General features: G+C 69.4%; 19 protein-coding genes and 1 riboswitch. Of the genes, 10 read left to right on the top strand and 9 right to left on the bottom strand.

The window, feature by feature from the left end:
• The first annotated feature begins 4 nt into the window (after window positions 1-4).
• Entirely contained in the window at window positions 5-1195 is a 1191-nt protein-coding gene (locus ACZ7IB_RS26245) for a cytochrome P450 (protein ID WP_470916216.1), read from the top strand.
• A 5-nt stretch (window positions 1196-1200) separates the two neighbouring features.
• On the top strand, window positions 1201-1419 hold the full coding sequence (locus ACZ7IB_RS26240; protein ID WP_470916214.1) for a ferredoxin: 219 nt from the start codon (window positions 1201-1203) through the stop codon (window positions 1417-1419).
• An 81-nt stretch (window positions 1420-1500) separates the two neighbouring features.
• Here the strand turns inward: ACZ7IB_RS26240 and ACZ7IB_RS26235 are convergent, their stop codons facing one another.
• Together ACZ7IB_RS26235 and ACZ7IB_RS26230 are read right to left on the bottom strand one after the other, a co-directional pair.
• Window positions 1501-1971: a hypothetical protein gene (locus ACZ7IB_RS26235; RefSeq protein ID WP_470916212.1), complete on the bottom strand. Its 471-nt coding sequence runs from the start codon at window positions 1969-1971 to the stop codon at window positions 1501-1503.
• A 360-nt stretch (window positions 1972-2331) separates the two neighbouring features.
• Entirely contained in the window at window positions 2332-4014 is a 1683-nt protein-coding gene (locus ACZ7IB_RS26230) for an IS200/IS605 family accessory protein TnpB-related protein (protein WP_470916307.1), read from the bottom strand.
• Window positions 4015-4085: 71 nt separating this feature from the next.
• Between ACZ7IB_RS26230 and ACZ7IB_RS26225 the strand changes: the two genes are divergently transcribed.
• Together ACZ7IB_RS26225 and ACZ7IB_RS26220 are read left to right on the top strand one after the other, a co-directional pair.
• The gene (locus ACZ7IB_RS26225) at window positions 4086-4463 is read left to right on the top strand and encodes a Uma2 family endonuclease (protein ID WP_470916305.1); all 378 of its coding nucleotides are present in this window, start codon (window positions 4086-4088) and stop codon (window positions 4461-4463) included.
• A 153-nt stretch (window positions 4464-4616) separates the two neighbouring features.
• Window positions 4617-5858 (top strand): lipase family protein, encoded by a 1242-nt coding sequence (locus ACZ7IB_RS26220; RefSeq protein WP_470916210.1) that lies wholly within the window; start codon window positions 4617-4619, stop codon window positions 5856-5858.
• 167 nt (window positions 5859-6025) lie between these two features.
• On the opposite strand, the gene groL is transcribed toward ACZ7IB_RS26220, so the two are convergent.
• The 4 genes from groL to thrC form a co-directional block, all read right to left on the bottom strand.
• Complete coding sequence (gene groL, locus ACZ7IB_RS26215) at window positions 6026-7648, bottom strand: chaperonin GroEL (protein WP_383070685.1); 1623 nt, start codon at window positions 7646-7648, stop codon at window positions 6026-6028.
• Between the two features lie 320 nt (window positions 7649-7968).
• Window positions 7969-8175, bottom strand: a complete 207-nt coding sequence (locus ACZ7IB_RS26210) for a cold-shock protein (RefSeq protein ID WP_003967346.1) — start codon at window positions 8173-8175, stop codon at window positions 7969-7971.
• Between the two features lie 422 nt (window positions 8176-8597).
• Window positions 8598-8876, bottom strand: a complete 279-nt coding sequence (locus ACZ7IB_RS26205) for a MoaD/ThiS family protein (protein WP_072487929.1) — start codon at window positions 8874-8876, stop codon at window positions 8598-8600.
• Between the two features lie 29 nt (window positions 8877-8905).
• Entirely contained in the window at window positions 8906-10207 is a 1302-nt protein-coding gene (gene thrC / locus ACZ7IB_RS26200) for a threonine synthase (protein WP_470916208.1), read from the bottom strand.
• Between the two features lie 17 nt (window positions 10208-10224).
• Window positions 10225-10351, bottom strand: a riboswitch (SAM riboswitch).
• Window positions 10352-10504: 153 nt separating this feature from the next.
• Here thrC and ACZ7IB_RS26195 point away from each other — a divergent pair.
• Together ACZ7IB_RS26195 and ACZ7IB_RS26190 are read left to right on the top strand one after the other, a co-directional pair.
• Window positions 10505-11455, top strand: coding sequence for a glucosyl-3-phosphoglycerate synthase (locus tag ACZ7IB_RS26195; protein ID WP_470916206.1), 951 nt, complete (start codon window positions 10505-10507; stop codon window positions 11453-11455).
• A 54-nt stretch (window positions 11456-11509) separates the two neighbouring features.
• Complete coding sequence (locus tag ACZ7IB_RS26190) at window positions 11510-12901, top strand: alpha,alpha-trehalose-phosphate synthase (UDP-forming) (protein WP_470916204.1); 1392 nt, start codon at window positions 11510-11512, stop codon at window positions 12899-12901.
• Between the two features lie 12 nt (window positions 12902-12913).
• On the opposite strand, the gene otsB is transcribed toward ACZ7IB_RS26190, so the two are convergent.
• Window positions 12914-13792 (bottom strand): trehalose-phosphatase, encoded by an 879-nt coding sequence (gene otsB, locus ACZ7IB_RS26185; protein WP_470916203.1) that lies wholly within the window; start codon window positions 13790-13792, stop codon window positions 12914-12916.
• Window positions 13793-14001: 209 nt separating this feature from the next.
• Here otsB and ACZ7IB_RS26180 point away from each other — a divergent pair, with 209 nt between their 5' ends.
• Window positions 14002-14481, top strand: a complete 480-nt coding sequence (locus ACZ7IB_RS26180; RefSeq protein ID WP_470916201.1) for a hypothetical protein — start codon at window positions 14002-14004, stop codon at window positions 14479-14481.
• A gap of 9 nt (window positions 14482-14490) precedes the next feature.
• On the top strand, window positions 14491-15270 hold the full coding sequence (locus ACZ7IB_RS26175; RefSeq protein ID WP_470916199.1) for a hypothetical protein: 780 nt from the start codon (window positions 14491-14493) through the stop codon (window positions 15268-15270).
• A gap of 12 nt (window positions 15271-15282) precedes the next feature.
• Here ACZ7IB_RS26175 and ACZ7IB_RS26170 read toward each other — a convergent pair whose 3' ends face one another.
• Window positions 15283-15549, bottom strand: coding sequence for a DUF3263 domain-containing protein (locus ACZ7IB_RS26170; RefSeq protein WP_470916198.1), 267 nt, complete (start codon window positions 15547-15549; stop codon window positions 15283-15285).
• Between the two features lie 39 nt (window positions 15550-15588).
• Window positions 15589-16887, bottom strand: a complete 1299-nt coding sequence (locus ACZ7IB_RS26165) for an ABC transporter substrate-binding protein (protein ID WP_470916196.1) — start codon at window positions 16885-16887, stop codon at window positions 15589-15591.
• A gap of 447 nt (window positions 16888-17334) precedes the next feature.
• Here ACZ7IB_RS26165 and ACZ7IB_RS26160 point away from each other — a divergent pair, with 447 nt between their 5' ends.
• A complete protein-coding gene (locus tag ACZ7IB_RS26160; protein WP_470916195.1) occupies window positions 17335-18267 on the top strand; it encodes an ROK family protein in 933 nt (310 codons plus the stop codon).
• Window positions 18267-19499: an N-acetylglucosamine-6-phosphate deacetylase gene (nagA, locus tag ACZ7IB_RS26155; protein WP_470916193.1), complete on the top strand. Its 1233-nt coding sequence runs from the start codon at window positions 18267-18269 to the stop codon at window positions 19497-19499. Before ACZ7IB_RS26160 ends, nagA begins: the two co-directional genes overlap by 1 nt.
• Window positions 19500-19527: the final 28 nt, after the last annotated feature.

The following is a 19527-nucleotide window of genomic DNA, read 5'->3' as shown; positions in this document are numbered from 1 at the left end:
CGCAGTGACGACAGCAGACATCACCCCCCTCACCTACCCCTTCAACACCCCCGACGGGCTCCAGCTCGCCGACGAGTACGAGCGCGTACGCGACCGTCCGGGCCTCTTACGGGTCCAGATGGAATACGGCGAACCGGCCTGGCTCGTCACCCGCTACGCCGACGCCCGGCTCGTCCTGGGCGACCCGCGCTTCAGCCGGGCCGCGGGCGCCTCGCACGACGAGCCCCGGCAGTCCGAGGGGCGGCGCGACGGCGGCATCCTCAGCATGGACCCACCCGACCACACCCGGCTGCGCTCCCTGGTCGCCAAGGCATTCACCGTCCGCCAGGTCGAGAAGCTCCGCCCGCAGGTCCGGGAACTGACCGCGAGCCTCCTCGACGAGCTGGAGGCGGCCGGTCCGCCCGCGGACCTGGTCGATCTCTACGCACTGCCTCTGCCGGTCGCGGTGATCTGCCGCATACTGGGCGTGCCCACCGAGGACCGTCCGCGTTTTCGCGTGTGGAGCGACGCCGCACTGTCGACCAGCTCCCTCACAGCCGAGGAGTTCGACGCCAACCGCGACGAACTGCGCGCCTACATGGCCGAGTTGATCGACCGCCACCGCAAGGGGCCGCAGGACGACCTGATGACGGCGCTCATCGAGGCCCGCGACGGCGGCGACCGGCTCTCCGAACTCGAACTCGTCGATCTGTGCGTGGGCATCCTGGTGGCAGGACACGAGACCACCGCGTCCCAGATCCCCAACTTCGTCCTCACTCTGCTGGACCATCCGGACCAGCTGACCAGGCTCAGGGCCGATCCCGGACTCGTATCGGGCGCGGTGGAAGAACTGCTGCGCTTCGTGCCGCTGGGGAGCGGCGCCGGCCAACCCCGGTACGCCACCGAGGACATCGAGGTCGGCGGCACCCTCGTCCGGGCGGGCAGTCCGGTCCTGGTCGCCATGGGAGCCGCCAACCGCGACGCGCTGCGGTTCACCGCCCCGGGCGTGCTCGACATCGCCCGCGAGGGCAACCAGCACCTCGGATTCGGCCACGGCGTCCACCACTGCCTGGGCGCCCCGCTGGCCCGGCTGGAACTTCAGGAGGCACTCATCGCGCTCATCAGCCGCTTCCCGGGGCTGCGAGTGGCGGGCGATGTGACGTGGAAGTCCGAGATGCTGGTACGCGGCCCGCGTGTCATGCCGGTCGGGTGGTGACCGGGATGACCTGGAACGTGCGCGTCGACCACCAGCTCTGCCAGGCATCGGGCATGTGCGCCGGGAGCGTCCCCGAGGTGTTCGCGCTGGACGGGGAGCACGCCCGGGCGATCCCCGACGGCATCGAACCGGACGAACGGGTCCTGGACGCCGCCGACATCTGCCCGGCCCAGGCGATCACCGTGCACGACGGGAGCGCCGTCATCGGTCCCCGCCGCGACTGAGCCCCCACAGAGAAGCCGCCCCGTGTCAGGAAGAACGATCCCGGCACGGGGCGGCTGCGTCATCGGCCGAACAGGGCTGTCCTAGCCGAGCCGCTCCATGATCCACTGGGGGCGACCGCCGGGGAGGAGGACCACGCGCCGACCCTCCGTCGTCAGGGAGCCGAACTCACCTCGGTCGAGGGCGATGTCGACCGGCCCTGCCGAGGCGTCGCCCTGGATCGTCCACTGGTCGGGCTGCCTGCCGCACTCGTCCACCCACACGGCCGGCGGGAAGATCCGGATCGGCGAGAGCGCCAGGCAGCGGTTCTCCCCGCGCGCCTCGACGATCTGGGCCAGACCGTTGCCCTGGTTGCGGACCTCCCACACGGTGCCGGGGTTGCAGGGCTCGATGTGGCCGCCCAGCGGGCCTTCGCCACCCGCCAGACACGCGCCGGTGCGCACGTCACGGATGAGGTACGCGCCGTCGGCGGCGTCGGCGGCCTGGGCGGGGGTGGCCAGTGCCGCCACCGCGACGGCGGACGCGGCGAGAGACAGGATCGAACGAATACGCACGGGACTCCTCGAACGAGAGAGAGACATGGAAGACGGGCCGCGTCGGCGGCAGCCCGGAGCCACCAAGATCACAAAGATGTGCGGCCGTTCGCACGCCCCACGGGCCTCCGGCCCGGATCTCCACCCCAACGGCGGCGGCGCACACGAATCACGCACGGCGCACGCGCACCACGTCCGCGCCCCCACGGCCAGGCGAATTTCCCCCGGAGCTCAAGCCTCGAAGTCCGAGCGCTCTTTCCGAGGAATGGGGGGGTGGGCCACTTCCCACCCACCCTCCCCGCCAGGCCAGTTGACTTTTCGTGACCGGCTTGCCACGGATGGTGGCGACGCTCTAGCGTTCCGAATAACGAACGACCGTTCCTAACCAGTGCGCATGAGTGGGTCCTGGACCCACCGATGTGTACTGGGCGCATCCCGAACGGTGTTGGATGCGCTGGGTTCCCGCTTTCTCGTCCCGTTCGGCGGCACGCCTCCAGGGGCGTGGTCCGTTGCGGGTGGGCGGGTTCCCTCACGCCCCCGGGTGCCTGGCCCGGCCTGGGCGGTCCGATGCCCCGCACGATCACTCCGGTCGTGTGGGGGCGGTGCCGTCCTTCCCCAAGCTCTCAACTCCGTTCGAGCAGGGGATACCCCATCCCGGACCGGGTGTCCGAGGGCGCGTCGTCCGATCGCGATGCCGGCGGCATCATGACGGGACATTCTGCGGCGCGGGGTGGCCAGCGGTTTCTGCCAGTGCTGGGCACCCCACAGGGAGGTGTAGGCGGGGTCGACCGCGACAATGCTCAGGCCCTGTTCGGCGGCCATGGAGACCAGCCGGGCCTTGAGCTTTCCGGTCGGAATACCTGAGATCAGCTGCCGGAACCGTTTCCTGCGGCCGTGTTTCTCGCGGGTCTTCTCGGTGGTGAAGTCGAGGTCTTCGATGGCGATCGCGGCGACACCGGCCTGCTTGGCCCAGTGGATCAGCCGGGTCAGTGCGTGGCGGATCTGGGCGTCGCGGTGAGCGGTGGTGCCGGACAGGTCGTAGAAGAACCGCCGGGGCTCGCCGATGGGGTTGCCGTGTGGGTCGAGCTGGTAGGCGGCGAAGTGGTCGGCGTTGGTGTCCACGCCGATCAGGCCCCGGGCGCGGGCGGTCTCCAACGGGATGGTGTGCACAACGGGGCGTTGCCAGGACGCGGTGAGGTACCAGCGGCCACGGCCGGTGTCGAGGTGGATGCGGTAGGCGACGGCCCGGTTCGCGGCGATGCGGTCGGCCCACTCCACGCCCCGGTGCGCGAACCCGATACGAGTGGTGAGGGTGTACCGGCCGTGCTTGGCGTTGGCCAGGTGCGCGAGCGGGGCGGGCAGTTTGATGCTGACCTCGCCGTCCGGGGTGACGCGGATCGTCTCGTTCCCGAACCGTTTCCCGGACTCGCCGTCGGCAGCGATGAACCAGCGTTCCGCCTCCCACCGCTCCCGCCACCGCTCCTCGGCCAGCCGGGCCCGGGTGAGGTGGGCGTCGGCAAGGTGCTGACGGGTGTTGAGGAGGCGTTTGCCGCCCCGCACGACCCGGACGCGTCCGGCCCGCCGGTCACGGACCGCGGCATCGTGCCGGGCTTCCAACGCCGCGAGGCGGCGCGACTTGCGAAACCACTCGCCCTTGGAGCGGTAGCCGCCCGCGGCCCGCTTCGTTCCGGGCTCACCGATCGGGAGGGACAGGCGGTGCCGCAGCGTCCTGATCCCGGCTCCCAACGTCTGGATGTGCGCGGCCTGGCAACGGCGCGCCAGCGCCCACTGATCGTGCGTGGCCTTGGTGATCGCACCGGCGATCCGCGACGACGACAGCGGCGTCAGGCCCCGCTTACGCGACGCCCACGTGTCCGCACTGTGCTCCAGACCATCCGCACAACGGGCCCTGAGATCACGGGAAGCCAGCGCACCCTGATGCTCACCGACCGCACGCAGAACCTTCTCGTCCCGGGGCGTGAGGTGCTTCAGACGACCCCGGACCGCCACCCCGCACGGCCCCGGCACCACGAACGGCGCCGCCAACTCCCGCACACCACCCACCACAACACCCCCTCCCACCAGGCCGGGCACCTGCCACCCAGCCCAACGAGCAGCAACCGCCAAGGTCACCCATTCGGCCCCAGAACCCCCGTTCCCACCCCCACACACCCACCAACAGGACCCACTCCCGCTCACCACAACTCACTTCAACGCAGCAATCCGGCAGCAGCTCGCAACCCCCACGAACCGAGATGCTCGTCGAAGTCACCTCACACGACTCCGACACGCACCGCCGCGACCGCATCGAGAAAGGCCGCGCCTACGCCTACAAGGACATCCCCGTCCACCTCCTCGTCGACCGCGACAACGACACCGTCACGGTCTCCAGCGAGCCGAAGGACGGCGTGTACCAGCAGCGCCCCTCGTATCCGTTCGGCGCCACCGTCCCCCTTCCCGACCCGGTCGGGTTCACCCTCGACACGGACAGGCTCAAGGACTTCGTCCGCTGACCCGCAGGACAGTCCTCCCCCGCCCGTGATCGCCGGATGTCCGAATCCGGCTCCCACCTGGGAGTGGTTTGATCTGCTCCCCCTTCCTGGCCACTACTCCGTGTGTTCATCTTGGCACGCGTTGTAACGAACCAGCCCAAAGGGGAACGAACCATGTCCGAACCGACCCTCGAGCAAATCGTCTCGGAGCTCCACAGCAAGCCCCCCATCACCCTCACCCCCGGCCCCCGCCTGGACGCCGAGAAGCACGGCGCCCTCCCGCTGCCGCCCAGCACCGTGTGGGACCTGCCGGGCGGCACCGCCTGGGTCTACTACGGCGAGGGACACTCGGGCCTCACGCGCCCCGTGATCTTCGCCGACGGATTCAACACCGGGCCGAGCAGCCTGGACTTCTCCTGGGAAATCATGGAGTTCGGCGACTACGCGCTCATCAGCGAACTGCGCCGCCGGGGACACGACGTCATCATCCTCGGCTTCCATGAGCGCAGCGCATCGATTCTGGACAACTCCCGGACCGCGCAGGCCGCGATCCAGTACGCCATCGCGGAGCGGCAGGGCAACGCGTCGCTGGCCGTCGGCGGGTTCAGCATGGGCGGGCTCGTCACCCGGCACGCGCTGGCCAAGATGGAGAGCCAGGGCATCGACCACCAGACCTCTCTCTACTTCTCGTACGACAGCCCGCACCGCGGCGCCTGGATCCCGATCGCGCTGCAGGCGTTCGCGCACTACATCAAGGATCTCGACAGCCGGTTCTCCGACCAGATCAACAGCCCGGCCGCCCGTCAGCTGCTGTGGCGGCACATCGAGAAGTGGGACGGGACGCCGGACCAGAGCGACGAGCGCGCCACGTTCCTCGCGGAGATGGAGGCCATCGGCGAATGGCCGCGGCAGCCGCGGCTGATCGGTGTCGCCAACGGCGTGGCCGACGGCACCGGTACCGATGCGCAGGCCGGCGAACTGGCCCTGGAGGGCAAGGGCCTGTCGGTCGTGGGCACCAAGCTCTACACCCAGTCCCCGGGCGACAACGAACTCGTCGCGAAGCTGCGGGTGGTGACACTGAAGACCAACCAGGCGCACACGTCCGGACTCCCGTCGGTCGACGGCGCACCCGGCGGCTCGCTGGAAGGGTTCGGCATCCTCGCCGACGGGCTCAACGCCCTCAACCCCCTCCTCGGGTTCAAGACCGACGTACGTATCCGCTCGCACTGCTTCGTGCCGGCCGTCAGCGCCGTCGACGTGGGCGATCCGGACACGGACGAGGAGCTGTACAAGGACATCTCCGCGCTCCCGCCGAATGCCGGTGGGCTCGACGAGTTCAAGCTCGCGTCCCACAACGAGGGGCACACCCTTGTGACGGAGGAACTCTGCACCTGGCTCCTCGACCGGCTTCCGTAGTTCCGCAGTCCCGTCGAGCGGGGTATCACGCGCTCACGGTGCTCCGGCGGGCATCGTGGGTGCGTCCACCGCCCCCGCCCCGTACAGAAAAGACATCGGCCCCCGGGACCTGCTGGTCCCGGGGGCCGATGCGGTAAAGCTGTACAGGAACTACCGATCCGTCAGGATCAGAAGTCCATGTCACCGCCCGGCATGCCGCCCGGAGCGGCCGCGGCGGCCTTCTCCGGCTTGTCGGCGATGACGGCCTCGGTGGTGAGGAACAGCGCGGCGATGGACGCGGCGTTCTGCAGGGCGGAGCGCGTGACCTTCGCCGGGTCGAGAATGCCCTCGGCGATCATGTCGACGTACTCGCCGGTCGCGGCGTTCAGACCGTGACCGATCGGCAGGTTGCGCACCTTCTCGACGACGACGCCACCCTCGAGACCACCGTTGACGGCGATCTGCTTGAGCGGGGCCTCCAGCGCCAGCTTGACGGCGTTGGCGCCGGTCGCCTCGTCACCCGAGAGATCCAGCTTCTCGAAGACGGCCGAGGCCTGGAGCAGAGCCACGCCACCACCGGCGACGATGCCCTCCTCGACGGCGGCCTTGGCGTTGCGCACCGCGTCCTCGATGCGGTGCTTGCGCTCCTTGAGCTCGACCTCGGTCGCGGCACCGGCCTTGATGACGGCCACGCCGCCGGCCAGCTTCGCGAGGCGCTCCTGGAGCTTCTCGCGGTCGTAGTCCGAGTCGGAGTTCTCGATCTCGGCACGGATCTGGTTGACGCGACCCTGAACCTGGTCGCTGTCACCGGCACCGTCGACGATCGTGGTCTCGTCCTTGGTGATGACGACCTTGCGGGCGCGGCCGAGCAGGTCGAGACCGGCGTTCTCCAGCTTGAGGCCGACCTCCTCGGAGATGACGGTGCCACCGGTGAGGATGGCGATGTCGCCGAGCATGGCCTTGCGACGGTCACCGAAGCCCGGGGCCTTGACGGCGACGGACTTGAAGGTGCCACGGATCTTGTTGACGACCAGGGTCGACAGGGCCTCGCCCTCGACGTCCTCGGCGATGATCAGCAGCGGCTTGCCGGACTGCATGACCTTCTCCAGCAGCGGAAGGAGGTCCTTCACGTTGCTGACCTTGGAGTTCACGATCAGGATGTACGGGTCGTCGAGGGACGACTCCATGCGCTCCATGTCCGTGGCGAAGTACGCCGAGATGTAGCCCTTGTCGAAGCGCATACCCTCGGTGAGCTCCAGCTCCAGACCGAAGGTCTGGGACTCCTCGACGGTGATGACGCCTTCCTTGCCGACCTTGTCCATGGCCTCGGCGATGAGCTCGCCGATCTGGGTGTCGGCGGCGGAGATGGAGGCGGTCGAAGCGATCTGCTCCTTGGTCTCCACGTCCTTGGCCTGCTCCAGGAGGGCGGCGGAGACGGCCTCGACGGCCTTCTCGATGCCCCGCTTGAGGGCCATCGGGTTGGCACCCGCGGCGACGTTGCGAAGGCCCTCGCGGACGAGAGCCTGGGCGAGAACGGTGGCGGTGGTCGTACCGTCGCCGGCGACGTCGTCCGTCTTCTTGGCGACCTCCTTGACGAGCTCCGCACCGATCTTCTCGTACGGGTCCTCCAGCTCGATCTCCTTGGCGATGGAAACACCATCGTTGGTGATCGTGGGGGCGCCCCACTTCTTCTCAAGGACGACGTTGCGACCCTTGGGGCCAAGGGTGACCTTGACGGCGTCGGCGAGCTGGTTCATGCCGCGCTCGAGACCGCGCCGGGCCTCCTCGTCGAACGCGATGATCTTGGCCATGTGAAGTGGTCCTCCCGGACAGGGGTGGATTTCTCCGGACCGAGTGGCGCCCGCGACGGACGGCCTGCGTGACCGGTGGTTCCTTGCCCCACCGGACCTGCGGGCCTCACCGGCCCGGTCCAAGTTCTGTCACTCTCACCTGGAGAGTGCTAACGCCAATGATTAGCACTCGACCCCCTAGAGTGCAAGCGTCCGCCTCGGGGTGTGGACAACGACAGCCACTCGCGGGTGGCCGCGGACGCGGACGCGCGGAGGGCCCGTACCCCAGGGGGTACGGGCCCTCCGTGCGTGAGTAGTGTCGTTGGCCGACCGCGTCGAGCTCAGCCGACGGCGAGCTTGACCATGTCCGCCTGCGGCCCCTTCTGGCCCTGCGAGATCTCGAATTCAACTCGCTGACCCTCTTCGAGGGTGCGGTACCCGTCCATCTGGATCGCGCTGTAGTGGACGAAAACATCCGCACCACCGTCGACCGCGATGAAGCCGTACCCCTTCTCCGCGTTGAACCACTTGACGGTGCCCTGAGCCATGCCTAACTCCCCTATTACTGGCCCTTGCACAGGACCGCACTTCGCGGACCCGGGTCAGAACTCACCCCCCGACAGGGGAGGGTGCGTGCGCCGGAACGCGTCGACCGCGGCCGAATGTATCTGCCCAACTGCCCTCTGCAACAGGTCAATCGGACGAGAATTCCGGGCAGCACCGAACGCCCGAATATGAGGAATTCATGAGATTCCAGGGCAAGTCGGGCCGGGCAAAGGCGACTTATGGCGCAAGGAGATCGAGCACTTTGGCTGCTTCTTGTCGCGGCCGGGCGCATTCTCATATGCGGGCGGCACGGGCAGCTGGGGGGACTTCCCACACTGTACCGCGCTCAACCATACAGAATTGCCCCCTCCGCTTCTCTCGCAGAGGGGGCAATACCGATAACGCGGTGAAGTCGGACGGACGGTCAGCACCCGCCTGCGACTGCCGGGATGATCGAGATGCCCGCGCCGTCCGGCGTCGCCGTCTCCAGGCCGCCCTCGAAGCGCACGTCGTCGTCGTTGACGTACACGTTCACGAAGCGGCGCAGCTTGCCCTGGTCGTCCAGGACGCGGGCGGCGATGCCCGGGTGGTTCTGCTCCAGGGACTCGATGACCTGGGAGAGGGTCGAGCCCTCGGCCGGGACCTCGGCCTGGCCGCCCGTGTAGGTGCGGAGGATGGTGGGGATGCGGACCTTGACGCTCATGAGGGGTGCCTTTCTTCGGTCTCGGGTGGTCAGCTGGTGGCGAGGCCGGCGGCGCGGAACGCGTCCAGGCTCGGACGGATCGTCGCGGTCGCCTGCGAGGTGGCGGCCACCGCGTCCAGGGTCTTGAGGCCGTCACCGGTGTTGAGGACGACGATGGTCAGCGTCGGGTCGAGCAGACCGGCCTCGATGAGCTTCTTCGTCACGCCGACCGTGACCCCGCCCGCCGTCTCCGCGAAGATGCCCTCGGTGCGCGCCAGCAGCTTGATCGCGTCGACGACCTGCTCGTCGTTGACGTCCTCGACCGCGCCGCCGGTGCGGCGGGCGATGTCCAGGACGTACGGGCCGTCGGCCGGGTTGCCGATCGCCAGGGACTTGGCGATGGTGTTCGGCTTCTGGGGCCGCACGACGTCGTGACCGGCCTTGAAGGCGGTGGAGACCGGGGAGCAGCCCTCGGCCTGGGCGCCGAAGATCTTGTACGGCTTGTCCTCGACGAGACCGAGCTTGATCAGCTCCTGCAGACCCTTGTCGATCTTCGTGAGCTGCGATCCGGATGCGATCGGGATGACGATCTGGTCGGGCAGTTGCCAGCCGAGCTGTTCGCAGATCTCGTACGCCAGGGTCTTGGAGCCCTCGCCGTAGTACGGGCGCAGATTGACGTTGACGAAGCCCCAGCCCTCACCGAGCGGGTCACCGATGAGTTCCGAGCAGAAGCGGTTGACGTCGTCGTAGTTGCCCTCGATGCCGACCAGCTCACCGCCGTACACCGCGGCCATGACGACCTTGCCCTGCTCCAGGTCGTGCGGGATGAACACGCAGGAGCGGAAGCCGGCGCGGGCGGCGGCGGCACCCACCGCGCCGGCGAGGTTGCCGGTGGAGGAGCAGGAGAGGGTGGTGAAACCGAAGGCGCGGGCGGCCTCGACGGCGATGGCGACGACGCGGTCCTTGAAGGAGTGCGTCGGGTTGCCGGAGTCGTCCTTGACGTACAGGCCGCCGGTGACGCCCAGCTCGCGGGCGAGGTTGTCGGCCTTGACCAGCTTGGTGAAACCGGGGTTGATGTTGGGCTTGTCCGCGACATCGGCGGGGACCGGCAGCAACGGCGCGTAACGCCAGATGTTGTCGGGGCCCGCCTCGATGCGCTTCTTCAGCTCGTCGGGGGAGCCGCTCGGCAGGTCGTACGCCACTTCGAGCGGCCCGAAACAGGACGCGCAGGCGAAAATGGGGCCGAGCTCGAAACGCTCGCCGCACTCGCGGCAGGAAAGCGCCGCGGCAGGTCCGAGGTCGACAGCTTCGGCGGAAGAATTGGTGCTTACCGCAACGGTCTGCGTAGCCATGATGGCGAGGCCCTTTCTCCTCATCTTCCTCGCGACGCATTTCGCCGCGAGACGGAATTGGCACCTTCCCCACCTGACCTCGCGGTCGGCAGGAGGGTTGCCGGGACTTCAACGGGCCGTTCCCTCAGTCCCTCTGGATGAGCGCTGTGGCACTGGATCACCGATCCAGGCATTTGTTTGCGGACTGACCCCGACATGCGACGGCCATCCGCGTTGTTCAAGACTGTAACCGAAGCACCGGACAGTTGAGATAGTCGTCCGAACCGCGAGACGGATCACATACAGGGAGTATCGACCGTGCTGGAAGAGGTCGAACGCTGGCTGGCCAGGCGTTCCTGGTCGGCCGCCGACCGCCCGCTGGACCGCATCCTGGCCGCCAAGGCCAGGGACCCGCGCCGCGGGAGCGTGAGCGTCGTACTGCCCGCGCTGAACGAGGAGGCGACGGTCGGCCGGATCGTCGCGACGATCCGGCGCGAGCTGATGGAGAAGGTCCAGCTGGTCGACGAACTCGTGGTGATCGATTCCGGTTCCACGGACGGCACCGCGAGGGTGGCCCGGGAGGCCGGCGCCCGGGTGGTGCACCGGGACGGGATACTCCCCCGGATACCCGCCGTGCCCGGTAAGGGCGAGGTGCTGTGGCGGTCGCTCCTGGTGACCGGCGGTGACATCGTCTGCTTCATCGACGCCGATCTGAAGGACTTCTCGGCGGACTTCGTCTCCGGCGTCGTCGGCCCGCTGCTGACCGACCCGAACGTGCAGTTCGTGAAGGCGATGTACGACCGCCCCTTTGGTGACACCGCAGGTCAGGGTGGTCGCGTCACCGAGCTGGTGGCCCGTCCGCTGCTCAATCTGCACTGGCCGCAACTGGCCGGTTTCGTCCAGCCGCTGGGCGGGGAGTACGCCGTACGCCGCTCCCTCCTCGAACGGCTGCCCTTCCCCGTCGGCTACGGAGTGGAACTGGGCCTCCTGGTCGATGCGCTGCACACGGTGGGTCTGGACGCGCTGGCCCAGGTCGACGTAGGGGTGCGCAAACACCGCCACCAGGACGGGCAGGCGCTCGGCCGGATGGCGGCGACGATCTACCGGACCGCTCAACTCCGCCTGTCCCGCGGTCACTTGGTACGACCTTCGCTCACCCAGTTCGAGCGCGGCGAGGACGGCTTCGTACCGCGCACCCATGCGGTGGACACCGAGGAGCGGCCTCCGATGCGCGAGATCGAGGAGTACGTTTCGCGCCGGGCGGCCTGACGTGGCCTGACTTCGCACGTTTGGGCGGTTCGTGATCTGGCTAGATTCCGCAACATGGTCTCCGCGTCCGAAGCCCAGTCCGCTGCCCAGGTCCTCGTTGCGTCCAACCGCGGCCCGGTGTCGTACACCCTCGCCACGGACGGATCACTCGACGCGAAGCGCGGCGGCGGCGGGCTCGTCTCCGGGCTGAGCGCCGTCAAGGACAAACTGTGGGTGTGCGCCGCGCTCGGCGACGGGGACCGGGAGGCGGTCCGGCGCGGGGTCGGTGAGCAGGGCGTACGGATGCTCGACATCGACGCGGCCGTCCATGCGGACGCGTACAACGGCATCGCGAACTCGGTGCTCTGGTTCGTCCACCACATGCTGTACCAGACGCCGCTGGAGCCGGTCTTCGACGCGGAGTTCCGGCGGCAGTGGGCGTCGTTCGAGACATACAACCGGGCCTTCGCCGAGGCGCTCGCCGAGGAGGCGGGCCCGGGTGCGGCGGTGCTGGTGCAGGACTACCACCTGGCGCTGGTGCCCGGCATGCTCCGCGAGCTCCGCCCCGACCTGCGGATCGGCCACTTCTCGCACACCCCGTGGGCGCCCGTCGACTACTTCCGTCTGCTCCCCGACGACATCGCCGAGCAGTTGCTGCACGGCATCCTGGGCGCGGACCGGGCCGCCTTCCTGACCCGGCGCTGGGCGGACGCGTTCATCGGCTGCTGCACGGAGATCCTGGGCGGCACCGGCCGGACCAGGATCGGGGTGCACGGGCTCGGCGCGGACGCGGACTTCCTGCGCGGGCGCGCGCACGAGGCGGACGTCGACGAGCGGATGGCGGCGCTGCGGGAGCAGGTCGGCCCCGGCCGGAGGACGATCGTACGAGTGGACCGGACGGAACTGTCCAAGAACATCGTGCGCGGACTGTTCGCGTACCGCGCGCTCCTCGAAGAGCGGCCTCAATGGCGTGAGCGCGTCGTCCACGTCGCCTTCGCGTACCCCTCACGGCAGGACCTGGCGGTGTACCGCGACTACACGGCTGAGGTGCAGCAGGTCGCCGACGAGATCAACGCCGTGTACGGCACGGCGGGCTGGACGCCGGTCGTGCTCCACGTGAAGGACGACTTCGCCCGCTCGCTCGCCGCGTACCGGCTGGCCGACGTGGCGCTCGTCAACCCGATCCGCGACGGCATGAACCTGGTCGCCAAGGAGATCCCGGTCGTCTCCGACCACGGCTGCGCGCTGGTGCTGTCGCGGGAGGCGGGGGCGTACGAGGAGCTGGGCAGCGACGCGGTCGTGGTGAACCCGTACGACGTGTCCGCGACGGCGGCGGCGCTGCACGAGGCTCTGACGATGGCGGACGACGAACGGGCCGCACGCACGGAGCGGCTGGCCGCGGCGGCGGTGGCGCTGCCGCCGCAGCAGTGGTTCCTGGACCAGCTGGACGCGCTGCGGCGGGAGTGAGCCGGCGCGGGGCTAGAGCTGTCGCGCCAGGGCTGCCAGGAAATCGACGACGGCTCCCGGGCCGTTCAGCAGCAGGTCGGCCCGCTCGGCCAGTTCGGGCACCTCCGCGCTGCCGCTGCAGACCAGCAGGCCCGGGATGCCGTCGGGGCCCTCGGTGCGGAGCTTCTCCACAGCGGCGTACGCGGCGAGGTCACCCAGGTCGTCACCCGCGTACAGAACGGACTCGGCGTCCAGCTCCCTCACGTACTGCGCGAGCGCCACACCCTTGTCCATGCCCGGCGGCCGCAACTCCAGCACCAGGCGGCCCGGTTCGACGATCAGCCCGTGCCGGGCGGCGAGCTCGCCGAGGGGGCCGCGCAGGGCCTCGAACGCGGCCTGCGGGTCGGTGGCGCGGCGGGTGTGGACGGCGAGCGCCTGGCCCTTCTCCTCGATCCAGGTTCCGTGCCACGAATCGAACCGGCCGAGCACGCCCGGGAGTTCGGCGCGGACCGCGGCTACGCCGGGGTGCGGGGCGGGGGCGTGGACGGTGCCGGACACGGCGTCCCAGCGTTCGGCGCCGTAGTGGCCGAGGACGACGAGGTGGTCGAGTCCCGGTACTCCGGCAAAGCCGCCGTGCCGGACCGCGACGCCGGCCGGGCGGCCGGTGATCACGGCGATGGAGGCCACTTTCGGGGCGAGCGCGACAAGCGCGTCGACGGCGCCGGGGTGGGCGCGGGCCTGTTCCGGGTCCGGGACGATGTCGGCGAGGGTCCCGTCGAAATCGAGCGCGACGACGGCACGGTCCGGGCGCGCGAGGATCGCGGCCAGGGCTTCTCGACCGGGTGGGGTGGTGGGGGGCGGGAGCTCGGACGGGATCTCGCTCGGCGCGGGTACGTGCGGATTGCTGCCCATGGGGCCGAGCCTATAGGCGTACCGCCGGGCACAGCCATGGGCGACGTGGCACAGGGGCGGTGTCCGTGGTGCCGCGGACACGCGGCGGCTGACTACCGCGCAAGCCTGAAACATCGAACGCATAAACCAGCCCAGCCCTGCACATAGCGTCTGTGGAGTGCGGACAGCGATCAGAGCATCGGCCCCCACCCCCACCGGGAGCAGCTCTGATGCGTATGTCTCTTGTCCTTTCCACGGTGATGACGGCTCTCCTGGCAGGCGCCTCCCCGGCCCCCGCCCAAGACTTTCCCGTCGCATCGGGAACGCCGCACACGGCGGACGTCGGCGGCTTCTACACCAATGGCGACCACGTCCACGTATCCAGTACGCCCCCGGCGACGGCATCCGGACACGGCTGGTGGGTGCGGGTGAAGGGTGGCAGGCCGGGCGAGAAGGCCAAGGTGACCATCTGGCTGCAGGCCAAGGACAGGCACGGCAAGTGGAAGTCCGTGGCCAGCGGGTCCAAGAAGGTGAAGCCGACCAAGGGCAAGGCCAGCAGCACCCATCGGGCCAACGCCCGTAAGACGTGCGAGAGCAAGAAGAAGACGCAGTGGCGGAGCCTGATCGACGTGGACATCATCGGCGAGGCCGACTCCCCGGAGAAGGCCGTCACTGCCACGATGACCTTCAACTGCGGCGCGGGTGTGTAGGGGGAAACGATGGATGATGCGGTGCGGGACTCCACTCTGCTCATGGGTGTGCACGGGGTCCTCACCCGGCATCCCTGGCTCGTACCGCCCGCGGGCGCCTCGGAGCCCGACGTCGATGTCTTCGGCCTGGCGGTAAACCGTGCCGAGGTCTACGGGTGGAGCAGCACCGTTCTGGGGGCCGGGATGGAGCTCGGGGGGAGCCGGTGGGGGCACAACGACGCGGGGGGGGACTGGACGCAGGACGGGTGCGTACGGGAGATCGGCTGGCTCCAGGCGGACGTGTCCTCCCACTTGAACCGGCAGCGACTGCCCGTGCTGCCCGTGGCGACGGTCCTTGGCGACGTTCTGCGGCAGGTGGGCGACATCCGTGTCACCGGCGTGCACACCGTCGCACCGGTGCACCTGGCACCGGACCCCGCCGCCGCCCTCCTGTACACCGCCGGTTGGTACGAGCTGGCCGATCCGGGCGCGGCCAGGGAGATCACCGTGACCGTGTCGGGCCGCGAAGCGGAGCTGGCCGGCCGCGCCGGGCGCGTTCGCGACGAGGCGCTGGCGTGCACCTACGGATGCATGACCGTCGAGCCGGCAACCACCGATGTGGACCTCCCGGGCCTGGCCCTGCCGCTGACCGGCGAAATGCAGACCGAAGGGATGCGCCGGGCGCTGGCCTTCCGCTGCCGGGTGCCCGTGTGGTCCCTGGACGCGGCAGCCTGGACCACGGAGGTCTTCGTCGAGGCGCTGCGCGTCACCGGCACCGCGGAGCCCGTCATGATCACCGTCTCCGGCTGAGAGGGTGCGGGCTCAGCGACGCCCCCGCTTCGCGTCGCGGACCCGGCGCAGGCGGTTCACCGTCACCGGGTCCTCCTCCAGCGCGCGGCGGTCGTCGAGGAGCGCGTTCAGCAGCTGGTAGTAGCGCGTGGGCGAGATGCCGAGCTGTTCGCGGATCGCGCGCTCCTTCGCCCCGGGCCCGGCCCACGACTGCCGTTCGACGGCGAGCACGGCACGGTCCCTGGCGGAGAGGCCGATGGGGCCGTCCGTGTCGTCGGGGCCATTCGGGGGGGCGCTCATATCAGCCAACATATCGCCCGGACGGAGAGCCGCCGCCCGTTACTCCGCGTCCTCCGCCGCCCTCGCGTCCTGTGCGATCTTCCCCAGCACGCTCTCGGGGCTCTCGTTCGGCGCGACCGCGTTGCCGATGTTCTCCTTGATCGACTCGCTGGCCCGCGCCCAGGACGTCTTGCCGAACGGGTAGAACTCCGAGTTCGGCAGCGCGGCCAGGAACTTCCACAGCGGCTTGTACTCGGGATCGGACTCCATCGCTGCGGAAGCGCTGTCGGTGACCGGCAGCAGGTCGTACTCGTCGGCGAAGTCGATGACGTTCTTGTCGGTGAACAGATAGTCGAAGAACTTGCCCATCTCCACACGGTGGCCGCGCTGCTTGAAGCCCATGATCCAGTCGGCGACGCCCATCGACCCCTCTGTGGGGCCGCCGGTGCCGGGCAGCGGCACCATGCCGACGGAGACGCCCTTCTTCTCGGCCTCCTGCATCAGCGTCGGGTGACCGTTCAGCATGCCGACCTCGCCGCGCGTGAACGCGTCGAACGCCTTGCCCCGGTCGAGCTTGCCGGGGGCGACGGGGCCCACCAGGCCCTTGTCGACCAGGTTCGTCTTCAGCCAGTCGAACGTCTTGACGTTCTCGGCCGAGTCGATCTCGTACGAGCCGACGTCGTCGATGTAGCCGCCGCCCCCGCTGAGCAGCCACATCATGGTCTCGGCCTGGGACTCCTCCGGACCGAGCGGCAGCGCGATCGGGTATGTCACACCGCGCTGCTTGAGCACCGCCGCGTCGTTGCGTATGTCGTCCCAGGTCTGCGGGGCATCGAGGCCCGCCCGTGCGAAGAACTTCTTGTTGTAGAAGAGCAGCCGGGTGCTGGCGACGAACGGCAGTCCGTACTGGGTCTGGTCCACGCTGCCCGCGTCGGCGAGGTGCGGCAGGAAGTTGGCCTGGGTGGGGATGCTCAGCATCTCGTCGGCCCGGTAGAGCTTGCCGGCCTTGGCATAGTCGGCGTACGCGCCGATCTGGGCGATGTCGGGGGCCTGCCCCTTCTTCACCATCTCGGCGACCTTGCGGTCGACGTCCTTCCACGAATAGACGCTGACATCGACCTTGATGCCGGGATGGGACGCCTCGAAGCCCTTCACGAGCCCGGCCCAGTACTTCTCGGAGCTGTTGGCCGCGCTGTTGCCGTAGTCCGCCGCCACGAGCTTGAGGGTGACATCCCCCGATCCGCTGCCGCTGCCGCCGCATCCCGACAACGTCGCCGTCAATCCCAGTGCGGCCACAGCCGCCGTCAGTCCCAAGTAGCGCCGCTGCACAGCCAGTCCGTCCTCGTCCATTTGCGTCATCCGCGCCGGCCACGTCCTCGTGGGGCCTCCGGATGAGCTGCGATCCTCCCCCGAGCACTCGTCGAAGGTCTACGCCACTGGTGTATCGCTTTGGCAACGCACCCGGACTTGGCCACACTCACATGGCCAGGTCGTAGGGATTCCGCCCGCCTGGGACGGACCGCATACGGGATATGCGTCGCCGCCCAGGACGCGAAAGCGGAGGACCAGTGCACCCAAGACCGTTCGGAGCGTGCCGGTGAGACAGGACTCGCTCCTGCTCACTGCCCAGGAACGGTACGACCCGGACCACCCGCGCTCGCGCAACGTGATCCTTATCGTCCTGAGCCGTCCGAAAGGGCCCTGAGCCGGTTGCGGAGGTGTCGCGGGCGCGATTTTGTATGAGTACGCAACAAACCGCGATAGTGGACTAGACCTATTAGGGTTCGTCGGGCGAAACTGTTTCCCGTGAAACACGTCATCGCCCTCGATGTGGGCGGCACCGGAATGAAGGCCGCACTGGTCGGGGCCGACGGCGCCCTGTTGTACGAGGCGCGGCGGGCGACCGGCAGAGAACGCGGTCCCGACGCCGTAGTGGAGTCTATCCTCACCTTCGCCGCAGACCTGCGGGCGTACGGCGAGGAGCACCTCGGCGAAAGCGCCGTCGCGGCCGGTGTCGCCGTGCCCGGCATCGTCGACGCCGAGAACGGGATCGCGGTCTACGCCTCGAACCTGGGCTGGCGCGACGTACCCATGCGGGAACTGCTCGGCGAGCGGCTCGGCGGTGTCCCCGTCGCACTCGGCCACGATGTGCGCACCGGCGGACTCGCCGAGGGCCGGATCGGCGCGGGCAAGGGCGCCGACCGCTTCCTCTTCGTACCGCTGGGCACCGGGATCGCCGGGGCCATCGGCATCGCGGGCACCATCGAGTCCGGCGCGCACGGGTACGCGGGCGAGATCGGCCACATCGTGGTCCGGCCGGACGGCCCGGACTGCGGCTGCGGCCAGCGCGGCTGTCTGGAGACCCTGGCGTCCGCCTCCGCGGTGACCCGGGCCTGGGCCGCGGCGTCCGGAGATCCGACGGCGGACGCCGCGGACTGCGCGAAGGCCGTGGAGTCGGGCGACCCGGCGGCCGTGGAGGTCTGGCGGAACGCGGTCGACGCGCTCGCCGCCGGGCTGGTCACCGCGCTGACACTGCTCGACCCCAGCACGCTCATCATCGGTGGCGGTCTCGCCGAGGCCGGGGAAACCTTGTTCACACCACTCCGTGCGGCCGTCGAGGAACGTGTCACGTTCCAGAAGCTGCCCCACATCGTCCCGGCGGCCCTCGGGGACACCGCCGGATGCCTGGGCGCAGGGCTGCTCGCCTGGGATCTTCTCTCCACGGAGGTATCCGCCTGATGGCCGGACGCGCAGACAGCACAGTTCTCGCAGGTGCCCGGGTGGTGCTTCCCACCGGAACCGTCGAGGACGGCCGGGTGATCGTCGAGGGCACCCGGATCGTCGGCGGTGCGGCGGAGGGCGCCGGCGCCCCGTGGAATCCACCCACCGACAGCAACCCCCCACGCCCCCCGGCCGCGTCCACCCCGTACCCGGATGCCACCCGGACCATCGACCTGAGCGGCCATTGGGTGGTCCCGGGCTTCGTCGACATGCACAACCACGGCGGCGGCGGCGCGTCCTTCACCTCCGGCACCGTCGACGAGGTCCTCACCGGCATCCGCACCCACCGCGAGCACGGCACCACCACGCTGGTCGCCTCCACCGTCACCGGCGAGATGGACTTCCTCGCCCAGCGGGCCGGTGTCCTGTCCGAGCTGGTCGAGCAGGGCGACCTGGCCGGTATCCACTTCGAGGGGCCGTTCATCTCACCGTGCCGCAAGGGCGCGCACAGCGAGGATCTGCTGCGCCACCCGGACCCGGCCGAGGTCCGCAAGCTGATGGACGCGGCGCGCGGCACCGCGAAGATGTTCACGCTCGCCACCGAACTCCCGGGCGGCATCGAGTCGGTGCGGCTGCTCGCCGAGCACGGGGTGATCGCCGCGATCGGGCACACCGACGCGACGTACGAGCAGACCGTCGAGGCGATCGACGCGGGCGCCTCCGTCGCCACCCACCTCTACAACGCGATGCCCGGCCTCGGCCACCGCGCGCCCGGCCCGATCGCGGCCCTGCTGGAGGACGAGCGGATCACCGTCGAGCTGATCAACGACGGTACGCATCTGCATCCCGCCGCCCTGGAGCTGGCCTACCACCACGCGGGCGCCCACCGCGTCGCGCTGATCACCGACGCCATGGACGCGGCCGGCTTCGGCGACGGCCGGTACCAGCTCGGCCCGCTCGCGGTCGAGGTCAAGGACGGCGTCGCGCGGCTGGTCGAGGGCAACTCGATCGCGGGCTCCACACTCACCCTGGACACCGCGTTCCACCGGGCCGTGACCATCGACCGGATCCCGGTCGGCGATGTCGTGCAGTCCATCTCCGCCAACCCGGCACGGCTGCTCGGCGTGTACGACAAGGTCGGCTCGCTGGACCCGGGCAAGGACGCGGACCTGGTGGTCCTGGACGCGGACTTCACGCTCAAGGGCGTCATGCGCAAGGGCGAATGGATCATCGATCCCCAGATCGGTTGATCTGTCCCGTTATTGACGGCGAGTCGAA

It is taken from the genome of Streptomyces sp. NPDC037301, from assembly GCF_055602785.1.
The sequence above is the reverse complement of the archived record's forward strand: the minus strand, read 5'-3'. Positions and strand labels throughout refer to the sequence as shown.